16 protein-coding genes and 1 pseudogene are annotated in these 18,458 nt (G+C 49.8%); 6 read left to right on the top strand and 11 right to left on the bottom strand.

From position 1 onward, the window contains the following. From Q7P41_RS02980 to Q7P41_RS02965, 4 genes and pseudogenes are all read right to left on the bottom strand, one after another. Positions 1-277: pseudogene (locus tag Q7P41_RS02980) on the bottom strand (glutathione ABC transporter permease GsiC); the annotation flags it as partial. An 88-nt stretch (positions 278-365) separates the two neighbouring features. After that, positions 366-1,952, bottom strand: coding sequence for an ABC transporter substrate-binding protein (locus Q7P41_RS02975; protein WP_303882005.1), 1,587 nt, complete (start codon positions 1,950-1,952; stop codon positions 366-368). Between the two features lie 25 nt (positions 1,953-1,977). Next, the gene (locus tag Q7P41_RS02970; RefSeq protein WP_303882003.1) at positions 1,978-2,943 is read right to left on the bottom strand and encodes an ABC transporter ATP-binding protein; all 966 of its coding nucleotides are present in this window, start codon (positions 2,941-2,943) and stop codon (positions 1,978-1,980) included. 20 nt (positions 2,944-2,963) lie between these two features. Continuing rightward, positions 2,964-3,971 (bottom strand): ABC transporter ATP-binding protein, encoded by a 1,008-nt coding sequence (locus Q7P41_RS02965; RefSeq protein WP_303882001.1) that lies wholly within the window; start codon positions 3,969-3,971, stop codon positions 2,964-2,966. A 303-nt stretch (positions 3,972-4,274) separates the two neighbouring features. Between Q7P41_RS02965 and Q7P41_RS02960 the strand changes: the two genes are divergently transcribed. The 6 genes from Q7P41_RS02960 (at position 4,275) to aroB (ending at position 10,628) form a co-directional block, all read left to right on the top strand. Then, the gene (locus Q7P41_RS02960) at positions 4,275-4,460 is read left to right on the top strand and encodes a hypothetical protein (RefSeq protein ID WP_303881999.1); all 186 of its coding nucleotides are present in this window, start codon (positions 4,275-4,277) and stop codon (positions 4,458-4,460) included. An 83-nt stretch (positions 4,461-4,543) separates the two neighbouring features. Continuing rightward, positions 4,544-5,587, top strand: a complete 1,044-nt coding sequence (aroF, locus tag Q7P41_RS02955) for a 3-deoxy-7-phosphoheptulonate synthase (protein WP_303881997.1) — start codon at positions 4,544-4,546, stop codon at positions 5,585-5,587. Next, positions 5,569-6,429 (top strand): prephenate dehydrogenase/arogenate dehydrogenase family protein, encoded by an 861-nt coding sequence (locus Q7P41_RS02950; protein ID WP_303881995.1) that lies wholly within the window; start codon positions 5,569-5,571, stop codon positions 6,427-6,429. Before aroF ends, Q7P41_RS02950 begins: the two co-directional genes overlap by 19 nt. Further along, entirely contained in the window at positions 6,426-7,799 is a 1,374-nt protein-coding gene (gene aroA / locus Q7P41_RS02945) for a 3-phosphoshikimate 1-carboxyvinyltransferase (protein ID WP_303881994.1), read from the top strand. Before Q7P41_RS02950 ends, aroA begins: the two co-directional genes overlap by 4 nt. Then, positions 7,796-8,965, top strand: a complete 1,170-nt coding sequence (gene aroC, locus Q7P41_RS02940; protein WP_303881993.1) for a chorismate synthase — start codon at positions 7,796-7,798, stop codon at positions 8,963-8,965. Before aroA ends, aroC begins: the two co-directional genes overlap by 4 nt. Beyond that, positions 8,958-10,628 (top strand): 3-dehydroquinate synthase, encoded by a 1,671-nt coding sequence (gene aroB, locus Q7P41_RS02935; protein ID WP_303881992.1) that lies wholly within the window; start codon positions 8,958-8,960, stop codon positions 10,626-10,628. The genes aroC and aroB overlap by 8 nt, the downstream gene beginning before the upstream one ends. 45 nt (positions 10,629-10,673) lie before the next feature. Here the strand turns inward: aroB and pheA are convergent, their stop codons facing one another. The 7 genes from pheA to Q7P41_RS02900 form a co-directional block, all read right to left on the bottom strand. Continuing rightward, on the bottom strand, positions 10,674-11,753 hold the full coding sequence (pheA, locus tag Q7P41_RS02930; protein WP_303881991.1) for a prephenate dehydratase: 1,080 nt from the start codon (positions 11,751-11,753) through the stop codon (positions 10,674-10,676). Positions 11,754-11,844: 91 nt separating this feature from the next. Beyond that, a complete protein-coding gene (locus Q7P41_RS02925; protein ID WP_303881990.1) occupies positions 11,845-12,219 on the bottom strand; it encodes a hypothetical protein in 375 nt (124 codons plus the stop codon). A gap of 6 nt (positions 12,220-12,225) precedes the next feature. Then, positions 12,226-13,113, bottom strand: coding sequence for an Mrp/NBP35 family ATP-binding protein (locus Q7P41_RS02920; protein WP_303881988.1), 888 nt, complete (start codon positions 13,111-13,113; stop codon positions 12,226-12,228). Positions 13,114-13,261: 148 nt separating this feature from the next. Then, entirely contained in the window at positions 13,262-14,371 is a 1,110-nt protein-coding gene (locus Q7P41_RS02915; protein ID WP_303881987.1) for a DUF362 domain-containing protein, read from the bottom strand. Between the two features lie 4 nt (positions 14,372-14,375). Next, positions 14,376-15,797: a DUF362 domain-containing protein gene (locus tag Q7P41_RS02910; RefSeq protein WP_303881985.1), complete on the bottom strand. Its 1,422-nt coding sequence runs from the start codon at positions 15,795-15,797 to the stop codon at positions 14,376-14,378. Positions 15,798-16,065: 268 nt separating this feature from the next. After that, positions 16,066-17,883 (bottom strand): secretin N-terminal domain-containing protein, encoded by a 1,818-nt coding sequence (locus Q7P41_RS02905; protein ID WP_303881983.1) that lies wholly within the window; start codon positions 17,881-17,883, stop codon positions 16,066-16,068. Then, positions 17,841-18,452 carry a hypothetical protein gene (locus Q7P41_RS02900; RefSeq protein WP_303881982.1) on the bottom strand — a complete coding sequence of 204 codons (612 nt, stop codon included), beginning with the start codon at positions 18,450-18,452 and terminating at the stop codon, positions 17,841-17,843. Before Q7P41_RS02900 ends, Q7P41_RS02905 begins: the two co-directional genes overlap by 43 nt. Between the last annotated feature and the right edge of the window lie 6 nt (positions 18,453-18,458).

The following is an 18,458-nucleotide window of genomic DNA, read 5'->3' as shown; positions in this document are numbered from 1 at the left end:
CCGCTATCAGCTCTGAAACTGGCTTATGTTGAATTATCGATTCACCGAGATCGCCGTGTAATAACGATTTCATAAAGCTAAGATATTGAACTGCCAGCGGTCGGTCTAAACCGTATTGATGACGTATATTTTCCCTCACTTCCGGAGTAACATTGGGACCTACGATCAAATCTATGGGGTCTCCAGGCGCCAGGTGTAGCATGGAGAATATGACGATCGTCGCGCCCAACAAAGTTAAAACCAGAAATGCCATTCGTCTAACAAAATAGCGAAGCATTATACCCACTCCTGTTACTTTTTTGGAGAAAGGAGACCCTTGCGAAATCCCCTTTCTCCAAAAAAGTAATTTAACTAAAAACCAAACCTTATTTTGTTACGATGTCAATTCCATCGCTATATTGAATCATCCACGGATGGTTTTTAAAGTTTATTACCTCTTTACGCACAGCAAGCATCTTATCGGGAATATAGATCGGACACCACACCGCCTGTTCTATAAGATATTGCTGCACTTCTTTATATCTTTCTGCTCGAATTTCCCACGTAGGGGCAGTTGCCGCTGAGTTGATCAATTCGTCAGTTTTGGGATCACACCAGCGAGAGTGATTCGGATAAGGAAACTGCGTTGACAACAAGAACCAATCGAGAATATCCGCATTTGGCCAGCTATAAAGGCGGACGAAAAGGTCTTGTTGGCCTGCTTTTAGCATGGCCACATAGCTTGCACTATCGTAAAGCTGAATCTTGGCCTTGATGCCAACTTCCGCAAGTTGAGCCTGAAGGACCTCTGCGAGCCTTTTTGACGTAGAGTCATTTTCAGCAGAAAGAGTAGTTTCAAAGCCCTTAGGAAATCCCGCCTCGGCAAGCAAGGCCTTCGCCCTCGCCGGATCGTACTTGTAGCCCAACTCCTCGCTTTCCTCCAGATATTCATCTTTCAGCGCCGGGGGAAGATAGCCGTACGCCGGGGTAGCGTAACCACTAAAGATGTATTTCACTATCGTTTCCCTATCGACGGCATGGTTAATTGCCCGCCTGACAAGTACGTCATCAAATGGTTTTTTATCGCAAGCATATGCAAGGTACCCCAGCCTCGTCGACTGATCGATAAACAAATTAATGTCAGGGTTTTCTTTTAGTTTGTCGGCTTGCAAAGGAGGCACATCGCGAAGCACGTGAACCCCGCCGGTGATAAGCTCCATGATGCGCGAACTTTCCTCGGGTATCGTTCGAATAACCAGCTCATCGAAAAGGGCCGGCCCCCGATTGGACATCCATTCCGGACCCCAATTGTAATCAGGGTTTTTGACGAGCACAATCCTGTCTCCACGTACCCATTGCTTAAACATGAACGGGCCCGTTCCCATCACCGTCTTAATTCCATAATATTCTCCATATTCTTCATAACAACCAGCCTTTTGTATTCCTGAGGCTGTGTTAGATAGATTAAAGAGTAAATTAGGAAAAGGATATTTTAGCTCCATTTGTACTGTGTGGTCGTCAATAATTTTGACTTCATCGATTGCCTTCAGATCACCAGCGTAAGGAGACGCGGTTTTCGGATCTTTTATGGTGTCGATGGTCCATTTTACGTCCTTCGCCGTAAAGGGAGTCCCGTCATGGAAAGTAACGCCTTTTCGCAGGTGCAAGACCCATATCAATCCATCTTCCGATACATCCCAACCTGTGGCAAGGCCAGGGCGATATCTAAAATCATAATCCCTCGATATCAGACGATCGTGCAAATAAATCAAAGCGTCGGAATACCATGCAGCTTTCATGGCGTCTAAAATATCGGGATCTCTATCCATGGCTTGGACGATCACCTTTTTTTCAGCGGCTATTAAAGGCGACTCCATAAACAACACGCCGAGAATCCCCAAAAAAACGCATAGCGCGATCATAATGTAGGCTCCAAAAACTCGTACTTTTGAAAACCCTTTAACTTCCTTCATACTCCCTGCCTCCTTCTCTTTCTAGTCAAGCATAATGACACGCCACGAAATGATTTGCCCCTTTTTTTATTAGAGCCGGCTCGTCAATTGCACATTTTTCTTTGGCCCTGAAGCACCGAGGATGAAATCTACATCCGCTCGGAGGAGATAAAGGACTTGGCACATCCCCTTCAAGGAGTTTGCGCCTTCCCTTCTTGTCCGATGATACATCCGGTATTGCCTCCAACAACGCTTCTGTATATGGGTGAAGGGAGTTTTCAAATAACACATCGGTCTCCGCAATTTCAACTATTTTCCCCAAATACATTACGGCAACCCGAGTGCTTATGTGCCTTACCACGCTCATATCGTGAGAGATGAACAAATAGGTCAAATTAAACCTTTTTTGAAGCTCCTCAAACAGGTTGATTATTTGAGCTCTAATGGATACGTCCAAGGCCGAAACGGGCTCGTCGCAAATCAAGAACTCGGGGTTAATGGCTAACGCCCTTGCAATGACCACCCGCTGTCTTTCCCCTCCGCTTAATTCGTGTGGATATCGAGTTTGATAACGCCTCGTCAAACCGACTGCATCCATCAGCCTTTCTACTTTGTCCCTTCTTTCTGATTTCGTTGCCTCCTCGTGAACAATGAGCACTTCTTCAATCGCATCCCCCACCGAAAGCCTTGGATTAAGCGAACCAAAGGGGTCCTGAAAGATCATTTGAACCTTTTTCCTATATTCTTTAAGTTGATTTTTATCAAGCGTTAGCACGTTAACTCCACGATAATAAACCTTGCTATTCTTTTGAGCATCCGCAAGCCTGACAATGACTCTGCCGAGAGTAGACTTGCCGCATCCGCTCTCTCCCACAAGGCCAAGGACCTCGCCCGCCCTCACATCAAAATCGATGCCATCGACAGCTCTTATATGTTGTTTTTTGCCAAAAAAACTACTGGGCACGGAGAAGTTAACGCTTAATTCCCGTACCTTGAGCAAATGATCGGGCATATGATCATTCCTTCCTCGTCTTATGAGACGTTATGACATCGCACAAGCCGACCATCCAGCCTCGTGATGACCGGCTCGATATGCTTGCAGTGAGCTTTTGTGCAATCACAACGAGGCGCAAACCTGCACCCCGTGGGAATATCATGTGGCGATGGCACAGTGCCTTTGATAGGTTTCAGTGGTTTTTTGGGTCCATTTATGGACGGCAAAGATGCCAAAAGCCCTTTTGTATAGGGATGAAGCGGGGCCCTGAGCACATCCTTCGTCAGGCCATATTCTACGATGCGTCCGCAGTACATTACTGCTACGCGATCGGCCACTTCGCTAATGACCCCGAGGTCGTGAGTGATAAACAACACAGCAGTGCCCGTTTTTTCTTGAAGTTCCAGTATTAGCTCAAGGATTTGAGCTTGCACCGTCACATCCAGCGCAGTTGTAGGTTCATCGGCTATCAGAAGGCTCGGATTACAGGCTAAGGCCATGGCAATCATAGCGCGCTGCCTCATGCCACCACTTAGCTCGTGTGGGTACTGACGTAAACGTTTTCTTGGAAGGGAAACCTTACAAAGGTGTAATAGGTGCTCGCTCTTTTTTAAAGCTTCCTTTTTAGACGCTCCTTGATGGAGCATTATTGCCTCAGAAATCTGAGTGCCAATGGTGAGAACCGGGTTCAATGAGGTCATTGGTTCTTGAAAAACCATGGAAATCTCATTTCCGCGAACTCGCCTCATCTCATCCTCGCCCTTGAGCAAAAGATCTTCGCCTTTAAATAATACTTTGCCGCCGACAATCTTCGCAGGAGGAGAAGGAATTAAACGCATAATCGAAAGTGCTGTCAGGCTCTTGCCGGAACCTGACTCTCCGACTATTCCCAATGTTTCACCCGCTTGAAGGACAAAGCTCACGGAATCTACCGCCGGGACGGCTGTACCTTCAGTATAGAAGTAAGTTCTCAGATCTTTAACTTCTAACAGCGGTATTCCCGCAAGTGGGCACTCTCCCGATTGTGGGTATGCATATATATCCATTGTTTTAAATGATATATTTGAATATTCCTAATGTCAATATGCAAGTGAATTAGCACCTGCCTGTAGTTTTATCCGAGAAAAGACAAAAATAGATTTCAAGAATCTAAAGAGACAGTCGTCATAAAGCCCGAGAAAGCAATAGCATCAACTAACCATTGCCACGGCTGTGTTTCTCGATTTAAACATGCTGTGACTAAATATTTTTTATTATTTTTCTGCTTCTCCTATGTTGACAAACCACAATAAGTTATATATCATTATCTTTAATTATAAAAATCTGCGGAAAGAAGGGGGCGCTAAGTGGTGATAGGTGAACGCGTTATGGCTACATCCGGACAATGCGTTAGTATTATCAGCACGTTGTGCGCCTCCATATCCGGCGGTTATTATTTTAGCGACGGCCAGTGGCGTTATTATTACGCTTCTGGCCAATTTTCTTATGGAGACCGGCCGCCGGGCGGGAGCATTTACTGTAACACCATAAAGTAAAGTATCATAGTAGCAAGTTAAATCCGGGGTTCGGTCTCAAGCCGAACCCCGGATTTTTTTTATTTTAAAAGGAGGAAAGAAAAATGCAAGCTACAAGAGCGATCATAAAGACAAAGAAAGACGAATCGGCAGGGAAGCTGCTCATGAAACTGGACCAGATGGGAGTAACGGCTCGCATCACAAAAAACGAGCCTGAGGCGATCGTGCTGGCAGAAGGACAAATCGATGAAGGCGAGATAAAAAGCATGCCCGAAGTCGCCCAACTGACCAAAGTAAAGGCACCTTTTCCCTTGGTCAGCAGGGAGTGGAGCAAAAAAGACAGCATAGTCGAGATAGCTCCCGGCATCGCAGTAGGAGGAGGAAACGTTCTTATCATAGCGGGCCCTTGCGCAGTCGAAGGGGAAGAACAGATCGTAAAGACGGCGCAGTCAATAAAAGATTCAGGTGCCACTGCCCTTCGTGGAGGTGCCTATAAGCCGAGGACCAGTCCCTACTCCTTCCAAGGCCTTGGTGCCGAAGGGCTGGCCCTGCTATCGGGGGCAAAAAAGGCCACAGGCCTTCCAATAGTGACAGAGGTAATGACGCCTGAAGACATCGACTTCATGCTGCCTCATGCAGACATCCTGCAGGTCGGTTCCCGCAACATGCAAAACTTCTCGCTTCTCAAGGCTTTAGGCAAGGTGGACAAACCCGTCTTGCTCAAACGGGGCATGATGGCCACCATAGACGAGTGGCTGCAAGCCGCCGAATACATCATGGCAGGCGGCAACTTCAACGTCATACTTTGCGAGCGTGGAATAAGGAGCTTCGAAAAAAGGACCCGCAACACCTTGGATCTAAACGCCGTACCCCTGGTCAAAAGTTTAAGCCACCTTCCCATAATCGTAGACCCCAGCCACGGGACGGGAAAGAGCGAGCTCGTCCCCAGCATGAGCCTTGCGGCTTTGGCAGCCGGTGCCGACGGCTTAATCGTCGAGGTGCATCCAAATCCCAAAGAAGCAGTAAGCGACGGAGATCAATCGCTTGATTTCGAACAATTTGGCGATCTCATGAAATCCGTAAAGAGGCTGCTTTCCATAATGCCCGGCAAATTCCTGGAGGGATCAAAGTGCAGTGTAGCAGCATAGGCATCATAGGACTGGGGCTCATAGGAGGCTCCATAGGCAAGGGCCTGCTAAAAAACGAGGCGTCTCGCAACGTGCTCGGCTGGGACGTAAATGAAGACGCGATAGACGTCGCTCTCTCTTCAGGCGCCGTCACGCATGCCTGCGAACCCGAAAAGATGGCAGGCAAAGCGGAACTGCTCATATTGGCGGTGCCCCCAAGCCAAATGAAGCTGCTAAGCGAAAAAGTAGCGCCCTTTGCCGGTAAAGGGTTAAAAGCCGTAACGGATACGGCGAGCACCAAATCTGCAATAGTAAAGCAGTTATCGGCAATCTGGAAGGAAAAGTACGTGGGGCTTCATCCGATGGCCGGCAAAGAAAAGGCAGGCATCGATAACTCTTCGGCAGATTTATTTGAGGGCGCCGCATGGGCCGTCGTCCCGAGCGCGCTTTCGAGCAAAGAAGCCGTCGAAATGGCGACAGATCTGGTTTGCGCACTGCACTCGATCCCGATCACCCTAACCCCCGAAGAACACGACGCCATCGTGGCCGTGACAAGCCATCTTCCCATGTTTTTGGCCACGGCGCTGGTGACGTTGGCCGCACAAAGAGCTTCGAGAAATCCAAAACTTTCCAAGTTCGTTGCCGGAGGCTTTAGGGATACGACCAGAGTGGCTTCGTGCCAACCCTGGCTGATATCCGAAGTATGGGAAACAAACGAAGGCTTTATAAAAGAGGTATTAAAAGACTTCATAGATATTTTATCCGAAATGTCCTCAAAGGACTCAAAAAGCCTCGCAGAGATGGCAACCGAGGCCAAAAGGGCCAGGGAATCTCTGCTTGCAGGGCGAGGTGAAGGCAAATGATTGAAATAAGACCGGTAGAGGGAATAAGGGGCGAGATAAACGTTCCAGGCGACAAATCGATATCACACAGGGCAGCAATTTTAGGTGCTCTCTCAAAAGAGGGGATAACTGTCGGCAACTTCTCGACCGGAGAAGATTGCAAGACTACGTTGACATGCCTTAAAGCATTGGGCTGTGAGATAACAAAGTCAGATTACAAATCCGGGGAGAAAGATTTAACGGATCTCGATCATCTCAGATCCGACGCGGTAGGTTTTGAAAACAAAGTAACGATAAAGGCACCCAAGGGCTTAAGGGAACCAAAAAACATACTGGATGCAGGAAATTCGGGGACCACGGCCAGGCTTTTGCTGGGACTAATATCGGGGATCCCGAATTTATTCGCCGTCATCGACGGTGATGAAAGCCTGAAGGGACGGCCCATGGGAAGGGTCACGGGGCCGTTAATTTCCATGGGAGCAAAAATAGACGGCAGAGACTTCGGAAATAGACTTCCGCTAAGTGTAAGGGGCAAAAAACTAAACGGTGGTACCCACGTGCTTCAAGTGGCGAGCGCCCAAGTAAAAACCGCGATTCTTTTAGCGGGCCTCAATGGACAAGGTCCAACCACAGCAATAGAACCTAATACTACCAGGGACCACACTGAAATAATGCTTGAACACCTTGGCGTCCCCATTTCAAAGTGTGGCCTCAAGACGACGGTCTATCCGACTTCTCTCATAAACGGTGGAAGTTGGAACATACCTGGTGATTTTTCCTCGGCTGCATTCTGGATAGTGGCGGCGGCCATAACGAGAGAAAGCGAGCTGCAAATTAAAAACGTAAACGTAAATCCCACGAGGACCGGATTGCTCAACGTGCTAAAAAGAATGGGATTAATTTACTCCATCGAGAATGAAACCCTGAGCGGCGGCGAAAAAACGGCAACGATCGTGGTCAAGTCCTCGTCACTTGAAGGAACAAAGGTGATGCCCGAAGAGATACCTTCACTGATCGACGAGCTTCCACTTTTAGCGGTGGCCGCCACTCAGGCAGAAGGGATCACCGAAGTCACGGGAGCTGAAGAATTAAGGGTCAAAGAAAGCGATAGGATTCACGCGATGGCTGTGGGCTTAAAAAAACTTGGCGCCCAAATAAAAGAAACAAAGGACGGGTGGATCATCAGAGGCAAGACCGCTCTCGCAGGCGGAAAAACAAGAAGCTGCGGAGATCACCGCGTAGCCATGGCTCTGGCCGTGGCGAGCCTTGTCGCGACAAGCCCCCTATATTTGGAGGGAGAAAGCTGCGTCCGCATATCCTACCCTGGTTTTTTCGAAACCTTGAGAAAACTGACCCAAAATACCAAAGCCAAGGAGAGGATCCAATCATGAGTATACGCCTTTTATCCAGCGGCGAATCCCATGGGAAGGGTTTCTTGATCATCATCGAGGGCATGCCTTCGGGGCTTGCGATCTCAAAAAGCGACATAGAAAGGCAATTGGCGCGGAGAAGACGCGGCTACGGCCGGGGCGACCGCATGAAGCTTGAAAAAGACGAATTTGAGTTTTACAGCGGCCTCAGAGGAGGCGTCACCACAGGAAACCCCATCGGGGTCGTCCTTCATAACAGCGAATGGGGTAAGTGGAAAGACATCATGGACGCCTTCGACTTAAATGAAGAACGTGTCGGGCAAAAGTCCATCACGCGGCCCAGGCCGGGGCACGCCGACGCATCGGGCATGGCAAAGTTTGGTTTTGAAGACGCAAGAAACGTCTTGGAAAGGGCCAGCGCCAGGTGCACTGCCGCCTGGACCATAGCCGGGACGCTTTGTCAGATGCTCTTAAATGAGCTCGGAATTACCGTAAAAAGCGCCGTCACGTCCATAGGAAAAGAAAAAGTCAATCTGCCCGAAAGCGACGAAGAATGGGCAAGGGCATGCTCTTCGGACATGGGAATCCCAAGAAAAGAAGACGAACCGCGCCTGCAAAGGGCAATAGACAGGGCAAAAGAAGAAGGCGACTCCCTTGGCGGCACCTTTGCAGTTGCCGTAAAAGGCATGCCACCCGGCATAGGATCTTACAGCGAATGGGACAGGCGATTGGACGGCCGATTAGCACAAGCTTTGATGTCCATACCCTCGGCCAAAGGCGTCGAGATAGGCGGAGGTTTTTCGCTTTCTGAAATGTGCGGGAGCGAGGTGCACGACGAATTCATCCTTTCCTCCGACCGGTGGGGGCGAAGGACAAACAATGCCGGCGGAATCGAAGGCGGCGTCACCAACGGCGAAGACATATTTGTTCATGTGGCCTTAAAGCCCATCCCAACCTTAAAGAAACCCCTTCACACCTTCGACATCGGGACAAAAAAGGAAGCGCTCGCCCATGTGGAAAGAAGCGACGTTTGTGTCGTCCCAGCTGCCTGCATCGTTGGTGAAGCCATGACGTCGCTTGTATTGGCCCAAGTCATATGCGAGCAGTTCGGCGGCGACAGAGTAGAAGACTTAAAGTGCCGCTTTGAAGAACACGTAAACAGGACGAGGAGGATGTTTCATGTCTAGTACCGTACAAACAATAAAAGAGACGAAAGAAGGAAAACTTGACACAAAGGGGCCATCTCTGAGGTTGTACCTGGGAGGTTTCATGGCGGCCGGCAAAACCTCCGTCGGAAGCAAGCTGTCCGAAATGACGGGGCTGCCCTTTCTCGACACCGATGACCTTGTGGAAGCCATGGCCGGGATGAGCGTTGCCGAAATATTCGCAAATTACGGCGAACCCCATTTTCGGCAGCTGGAGAAACGTGCCCTCGATGAAACCTTTAAACTAAAAAACGTCATAGTTGGCCTGGGCGGCGGCGTCCTGGTAAATCCCGAGCACAAGGCAAAAATTTTTGCCAACGGAACGCTGATAATGTTAGACGCGGCCGTAAAGACCATAATAGAGCGCGCATCCCGCCAACCGGGGAAAAGGCCGCTTCTTAAAGAAGACAACGTTGCAGAGCTGCTAGATAAACGACGCGAGGCTTACAAGGACGCCCACCTGCGCGTTTCGACCGACGAAATCTTCATTGATCAGGTCGCTTCAATCATCATCGATAATCTGGGCAAAGACATAATACAGCCCGAAAGGACATCTCGCGGAAACTACGAAATAGTGCGGGCCAAGACAAAGAAGGGCATCAGCTATCCCATAGTGATAGGCAGAGGCATATTAACCTCCTGCGATGATATTAACGATATCCTGGATACCATCGCAGATAAGCACAGCGGAGCACCCTTCGTGATAAGCGATCCGCTGTCATTCACTCTATTTTCGAGGCAAATCAAAAAAATATCGGGCACACACCTGCTTCCACGAGGCGAGGAAGGAAAGACCTTAGATCAAGTTTCGCTCATCTACGAAAAATTTGCCCGGCACAACATCGACAGAAAGGGGTTAATCCTGGCCATAGGCGGAGGATGCGTGGGAGATGCGGCGGGCTTTGCGGCCTCCACTTGGATGCGAGGCATAGACATCGTACAAATACCTACAACTCTGATAGCGCAAGTTGACAGCTCCATCGGCGGGAAGACAGCCGTAGACTTGCCTCAAGGTAAAAACCTGGTCGGGGCCTTTCACCAGCCCTGCTGTGTGATCGTGGACGTAAACTGTCTTCTAAGCTTGCCCGACGATGAATTCAGGCAGGGAATGGCAGAAGTCATCAAATACGGCCTGGGCGAAGACCGCGAATTTTTCCGCTGGCTTTCGGAGAACAGAAAATCGGTCCTTGAAAGAGAACCTGAAGCCCTGCTCAAAATGGTAAAACGCTGTATCGAGCTTAAGGTCTCAGTTGTGGGAGAAGATGAAAGGGAAACTTCGGGCGCGAGGACCCGCCTAAACCTAGGACACACCGTAGCTCACGGCCTGGAAGCCTGCTCTAATTACAGCGAGATAAAACACGGAGACGCCGTTGCCATCGGATTGGTCGTGGCGGCTAACCTCGCAGTCATGCTTGGAACCTGCCAGCGGGATATCTTGGCCGAGCTTAAAGATCTGCTCGAATACTTTGGCCTGCCCACCAGACCATATAAAGTCTTTGACGAGGCACTCCCCTTCATGCAAAGAGATAAAAAGTTCATAAGCGGAAAGCCCACAATGGTGCTTCCAAGGGAAGGCAAAAAGTGCGAAATGAAAGAAATCTCGATAGAGCTGCTCAAAAATGCTTACCAAGCGGCAGTGCGCTAAAGGGGCCCAAAGGCATTATCGCGACTCGGACGGGTTTGCAGGCCCTTATTTTATAAACTTTATCTGAGGGTAGGAACCCAAGACGCGCAGGCGCTCGACCCTGGATCTCATCGCCGCAAGCGCCTCCTTTACCTTTTCTTCCCCAACGTCGCCCTCGAAATCCACGAAAAAGAAATACTCGAAGGGATTTCCGGGAAGGGGGCGCGATTGGATCAAGGTAAGATTGAGCCCTGCTTTGTATAATGGCTCCAAAGCTTGAAACAAAGTCCCCGGCTTATGGGCTACGTTAAACAATATCGAGGTCTTGCACATTTCGGAAGACCTTGCGAAGGCACGACCGATGAGCCAAAACCTCGTAGCGTTATAGGGGTGATCTTCTATGCCTTCGTCTAAAATATTAAGCTCGTATAGTTCCGCTGCGAGCCTTCCGCATATGGCGGCGCTTTTCTTTTTTGTCTTTGCGATCTTTGCGGCGTAGCTTGTGCTTGAGGTGGGTATTTGCCGTGCCCAGGGCAAGTTTTTATAAAGCCAGTTTCTGCATTGACCGAAGGGCTGGGGGTGAGAGTAGACCTCCTCGATGTCAGCCGTCGTCTTTTCTTCGCTCGCCAGGGCCAACCTTATGGGCAGCTGTCCCTCGCCGATCACCGATATGCTTTGCTCGGCCGTGGCAAAGGCATCCAGGGTGGAGTAAACGGTGCCCTCTGTGGTATTTTCAACAGGCACGACCCCTATCCCGGCTTTTTCCTTCGATACATGATCAAACACTTCTGCAGGGTTTTCGACAAAAACTACATCTACGAACCTTCCCAAAAAAGAAACGACTGCTTCATGGGAAAAGGAACCCTCAGGTCCCATGCAGGCAACTTTTATCGGCTTTTGAACGGCCCTGCAAAAGGATATAATTTCTCGAAAAAGCAGGCTGACGAACTTCGGATCCAACTCTTTAGTCAAATTGCAAAGCCTCTCTATGATCTCCATCTCCCTGGAAGGATCATAAACTGAGGCATCACCTTTGACTTCGCCTACCTTCTTGGCCAAATCGACCCGTCTTTCAAGAAGGCGAAGAACTTCTTCGTCAACGGACTCGATTTGCTTTCTCAAATGGTAAATGTCTTGGCTTGACACAACTGGGTCGTCCCCTCTTTTTATAATCTCTAGCAATTATACAATATCACTAAACACAAGTTTTGGGATAAACTGACGGAAAATGCGGGCATTACAATTTTATACCGCAATGCTTTTCTAAAGACAGGAGGTAATCCCTTAATTCGCGAAAATCCTCGTAAAAAGCGGTAATCCCGTAACGTTCAAACTGATGGTAAGCGTCCTTCTCGAGTGAGCTTATTAGCCACAAAATTTGTCGTCCTACGTCTAGGGCGTAGCCCTCACCTTCATCATATTCCCAATATTCAGCCAACATATCTGCAGCGTTGAGGGAGGTCAGGCCTTCGACGAACTCGTCCAAGGTAATCTCGTCGGTATTCAGGCGATAAAGCAACTTAAGCGCCTTCTTGCCAATGCGCATGACGTTTCGAATGAAGTCATTACCGTGTTTTCCTTTACTCTCGGCCACACCTTTAGCATCTGTCATGGCACATCACTTCTCACTAAGTGAAGCTATTAACTTAGAGGCGATCTCGTCAAAAATCCGGCTGAAGGCAGAATCCGGTTTTTTGTCAACGAGAGGGGTCCCTTCGTCGATGCATTCTCCCATGTCAAGCTCAATGGGTATCCTGCCCAAAAAGGGAACTTCCATTAAGTGTGCGAGCTTTTGTCCCTCACCTTTGCCGAAGGGGAACATCTCCATCCCACAAGAGGGACATTCGAGCGAGCTCATGTTTTCCACCAAGCCCAATAAAGGCACCTCTAACTCTTTTGCGGCGCTTATGGCCCGCGAGCAAACCATGGCCGAAAGCCTTTGAGGCGTCGTTACAACAAGCATGCCGTCAAGATTGGGGATCGATCTCATCACGGTCTGGACCTCGTCGCCCGTGCCCGGGGGAAGGTCTACAAGCAGGAAATCGGCGCTTCCCCAGTTGACTGACGCAATCAACTGTCTTATGGCCCGCATCTTATGGGCACCTTTCCACATTATGGGTTGATCCTGTGTTGCCCACATGGAGGCCACTGACACAACTTTTATGCCCTTTGAGGTAACGAGTGGGTTGAAGCGAAGGTCATGGTGACCGGGGTGGTCATGGTCGCTTACTACGTCCATCCTGCCGGACAAGCCCAATGACCTGGGAACGGCGGGACCATGAAGATCGGCATCGAAAATGCAAACTTCGTAACCTCTCTTCTTTAGCGCCGCGGCCAGGTTGACGGTAACGACCGTCTTTCCGACACCACCTTTGCCGCTTAAAATAGCGATCTTGTGGCGGACGTCCTTGAGCGCTAAGGCAAGTGGACCCTTGGTCTTCAACGTCTCTTCCCTAATTTTTGCCTTCATCTCCTCAAATTGTTCTCTTCCGATGTCAACATTCATAGGGCCACCACCTTTGCATAATTTGTACTTTCAAAAATTTAAAGGCCATACACATTCACCCACGCAATCGCGAGCGAAAGCACAATTTTATCCCTTCTCAGTCGACTTGGTCAATTTTTGCAACGGCACTTCGACTGATTTGTTTATATTACACCTTGAAGACTCTAAAATCACCCTGTCCCAAGCCCTGTTTCACCGCATAAAGGATCATTTCCTTGGGATCGACGCCTGTTATATGGAATAACTTCCCCCGGCCGGGGCTTAGGGCGTCGCACTCCTCAGCGATGGAGCCGGGAAGGCCTGGAGCCTCATCTATGACGCTTAAAGTGGCACTATCCAGCGCCACAGGATCTGAGGACATTAAAATTCCCTGATCTGAAACGAAGGGAACATCTGAAAAGGGATAGCAATCCGGATATGGGCAAATGTCTATTAAGACGTTGACGTAATAAACCTTGCCTTTTAAGGCAGTATTTACAGCCATGGCGGAATCAACAACCCGCTTTTGAAAGCGCATCGTTGAGCTTCTGTCGATCACAATTGCTCCCACTGGACAGGCGGCCGTGCAATAGTAAGCACAACCAATGCAGCTTTTCTCATCCAGTTGTGGTTCATTGTTTTCTAAGCTAACCGCACCGTGAGGACAATGCCTCTCACACTCTCCGCAACCATCGCAGCGGTCCTGCAAGAAAATGGGGCGCAAGGGAGCATGTACCCTGCCTTTTCCCTTCAAGGACACGCATCCCACGCCGCAGGAAACGAGTGCCCCTGACAGTCCGGCAAAGGGATGGGCCGCAACATGAGATACCACCACAAGAGCGTGCGATTCCGCGATGGCCCTGGCGACCTCAACGCCACCCAACTCTCCTCCTTCTACGGGCACCAAGAGCTCCTCCTCACCTGTGTATCCATCGGCCAACATGGGGCTTTTGCCTAAGCTGGTCACGCTAAAGCCATGCAAAGCAGTGGCTTCAAGCCAATTGCGACCGACATCGGAGGCCTTGGTATTCATATTTAAGGTATCTAAAAGCACGGGATAACCCCCGCAGGAATAAATTGCATCAACTATTGCCTTTACAATCGGTGGCCTAACGTAACCTAAAGCGGTTTTCTCTCCAGCATCAAACTTTACCGCGACGAGATCACCCTGCGAAAAAAGATCGTGAAGCTCGCCTTTTTCCAAGGCCCCCTTAAATCGTTCAATCACGTTTGAAGAAGTATAACGCTCCCTCGCGCCCACAAAATGCACCGCAGGCATCGGCTTAGTCCTTTCCTACGGCATCCGCCCATTCCTTGACGGGGAGCTTCTTTAAGTACTCGGTACGGTCCCCCGGCTTGAAGTCCTCGTGACTGGGCTTTTCCTCGAAGGGTACCTTCTTGTAGGGTTCAGCTTCCAACACAAAATCGCGCTTCTTCCACATCTCACGTTGAATGAGCGTCGTCGGGGTGGGCCTGATCTGCCATTTCGCGATGTGCTCTTCGTTGTAAGGAGGCTTGTAGGTTATCAATTCGTATTCCATGATGCCAAGTCCGTTTTTGACTCCGGCAGTGAGCTGATAGCGCGGTGACGTGCCTTGAGTGATCGCAAACTTGTCTTGGCCCTGCTTATAACCGCCCTCCACGCTTTCCAAGGCCTTATTAGCTCCTCCGGGATATGCGGGAGCCGCGTCGATCATATCAAGTATTGCAGTATCGATAGCGACGGGGTCTTTAGAAGCAAACACCCCGATATCAGGCGCCACCGGCAGGGTCGCCCAGGGGATGCAGTCGCAGTTTGGATCAATATCGATGCAGTAAGCCATGTGGCCAACCTTTCCCGGCTCGAAGGTAAGCATAACGCCCTTTGCGGCATCGGACATGGCTATCTGAGCATAGGGGAAGTAATCCGGGATGAAGACGAGACATTCATGTCCCGTGAACATGCAAGTGATTTGACAGGAATAGCATAACCAGCATTTTTCGGCATCGAAATGATGGCCCTTCTCATCGATATGGAAGGCGCCTCTGGGACAGGAATCTTCGCACAGATTATGAAAAGGACAATCCAGGCCCAGGCACTTCTCGGGGTATCTGGCAGGCCAACCGATGAAATCCTCAGGCGTCCCCCAATGGGCAAGGTGTTCGTGGTATTTGCCCCGCTTTGACTGGCCTCCTATGCCGATGTTTTTGATGCAGCCACCGAAGGAAGCTACCGGATGTCCCTTTGCGTGTGCCAGGTTAATCATCGCGTCGGCATGAGCAATGGCGGCAGCCACATAAGCTTCTTTCAAGATAACGCCGGTTGGCACCTCGACTCTCACGTCGTCGTCGCCGGAAAAGCCATCGGCAACGACGACCGGACACCCCATGGCGCCTTCGGTAAAACCGTGTCGCGCCGCTGTCTCCAGGGCGAGGTTTCCAATAAACCTGGAGCTATAAGCATGGTAAGTCAATGTAGTAGTATCGCAGACGAAGGGCCTTCCACTACAAGCTTTGACTTCTTCGACTATGGCGGCGACCAGTTCGGGACGCAAGCACCTCGTCCTGTTCCACTCGCCAAAGTGTATCTTTATGGCAACGCTGTCACCTTTTTCAATGCATTCATTGAGCTTGGCTTCATAGAAAAGATCCTTGGCCTTTGGCACGAGAGACTCAACCCAATTTGCCGCATGCGCATCGGCAAACCACACTTTTTCCTTTTTCATCTCCAATCTCCCCCTTAGAAATGTGATGAAAAAAGTAATTTCTGTTCATTCATTCTAGCATTAATTTACATTGAGGTAAACAGGATAAACAATCAGAGGAAGAAGAAAAATCGGGCACGCAGGAGGTACACTTAAAAGGCCCTCATGGCAAGTTAATTTATTAAAAATTTTAGGAAATTTAGCATGCGAAAGATTTATGCATAAAAGGCCCCCTTTAAAGGGGGCCTTTTATGCATATCAACCTACCGATATCTTAAATTAGCCGTTGTCATTTAGCGGTCGCATTTGTGCTCAAACTCCCGAGCTCGCTCACCTCTATGGAGGTATCGGGAACATCTAAAATGTAGGGCACGACCACCGTCACAACTTCGGACTCCTCTTCGCGCTTCGTGCGGGTTTTAAAGATCTCGCCCAACAAAGGAATATCGGCCAACACCGGAACTTTGGAAACGGTATCGGTCTTTCTCCTGTCAAAAAGTCCGCCTATGACGAAGGGTTCGCCATTTCTGACTCGGACCATGGTGCTGACGTCTCGGGAGCTGGTGACGGGAACTTCTTCTCCCATACCTCCGGCCCTCCATTCGACGACTTCGCCCGTCGAAATCTCTACGTTTATGGTGACGGTGTTATCCCTGCCTACAATGGGCGTAAATTCCAGTGTCGGTCCGATCCGTTCCTCCGTATATACAGGATTTCCCGCTTCGTCACGTTCGGAGATGTACTTAATGTTCGTGGTCAGGGCAATCGACGCCTTTTGTCCGTCCACCGTGACGACCGACGGACTTGCCAAAATATCTGCCTTGTTGGATTCAACCAAGTTTCTTATGCCCACATCGAGCATCCGAAGCGTCCCGCTTGTTATATCGACGAGATCCACATCGAGGGGCGATGTAGGCCTGTCATCGTCAGGGTCAAAAGTTCCCGGTTCGCTGGAATCGACGTAACCGATAGAGCCACCGCCTGCGCCGTAGGAAAACCACCAGTGTTTGTAAACGGCATCTACGATGCTTTCAAGCTCCTTTTTGCCCGTATCCCTCACTTCGATGAGGCGCGCTTGAAGCATGACCTGGCGGCCAGGGTGATCGATCCTTTGGAGGAGCTGCTCCACGTCCCGCAAATTATCGGGCCTTCCCGTCACGTACACCGTACGAAGCCTTTCATCGACGGCCACGTTACCGATCCCCACCAGGCTTTGAAGGATAGAGGGAATCTGCTTGGGATCGGCGTAGGCTATCTTGAAGGACTTAGTCTGCTCCATCCCGAGGGATTTGGCGAGGTTTTCCGGGGTGCCAAACAAAATAGTGTTTCCCATCATGGCATAGTTTAAGTTGTTCATCCGCATTATATAGGCCAAAACTTCCCTCAAGGGTGCGTCTTTTACACTTAAGGTTATAGTTGTGGGCGGCACGGAAGGATCTATTATGACGTTTATGCCCATGAACTTGGCGAGCATCCTCAAGACATCTTTTAGCTCGGTATCCCTGAGCTCAAGTGTAACCGGCGAAGCGATGGCCATGGGGTCTTTGGGCCCCGTTTTGAGCGACAAGGGCAAGCGCTCCTCGGGCTCTTTCGCGGGTTCTTCGACAGGCTTAGAAGCAACGGGCCCTAGTTGCAGCCTGTAAAGCGGTGCCGGTTCCGTTCCCTTTATCTCCTTGACCTCAAGGAGTTCATTCGTAAAAAGGCGCAGCTCAAGGCCACCTTCAACGTTTACGACTTCGATCCCCCTCAAAAGAGGAAAGCTGTAGCTTCTGGACCACTGTTGAGCCGGCATTATGGTCTCGGCAAAAAAGAAGACCATATTTCCGGGATCGGAATGCAAAAGTTTGGGACTGGGTAATTTTGTGCCCTTTATCTCCACCAACAAAAGGGACGAACCCGCCTGGTGTACCGTTATTCCCCCGAATATAGGCATGTCTTGTACTGCTTCTTCAGCAGTCGTACTGCCGCTCGTTTGAGCCAGTGCTTTTTCGCACGAATAAACGCCAAAGACAAAGCATAAAAACATAATGACCAATATAAAACCCGCCATTCTCTTTGTGCTTCTCATAGCACATCCATCCCCAATTCCATTTTCGTTCCTGCCCATAATACCACCACCTTCGTCGGGGTAATGCTGACCACCTTGCCTTTCCCGTTGTCGAATTTATATCCCGGAGAAACGATCAGCCCGTCGCCTTCTCCCTCGATGTACATTAGAGCCATGGGCTTCCCATCCAATACCATGACGGCGCGGACCTCCATGTAGGGCGGCAAATATACTTCTTCATATGCCGGCGAAACTTCCCCTTCTCTTACCGCAGTCTTGGCTAATTCAGCCAACACCACAGGCATGGGAGGTTCGTTAAAGGGGTACCTGTCCAATGTAGAGGCGATGTAGACAAACTCCCCGCTGGTTGACCTCGCCTGAACGATTTCCTCAAACCCCTTGGCCATCTCGGCAAATTTCTTCTCCTCTTCCACGCCCCGCTTTATCGGAGGAGTTTCCAACGGAGTTATTTGCGATAAGGCTATCATCTGTCTGTAAAGATAGATCGACCATCCAATGCTCAAGACGAGCAACAGGGCTAGCAGTATACGCAAAAACCGCTGGGAGCCCCTTCCGTAAAGAAGGCCATTCCACAATGAAGCAAAAGCATCTTTCCACGTTTCGCCCACGCCCAA

It is taken from the genome of Acetomicrobium mobile (genome assembly GCF_937920065.1).
Note: the sequence above shows the minus strand (reverse complement) of the source record. Positions and strands in the feature narration are given on the sequence as shown.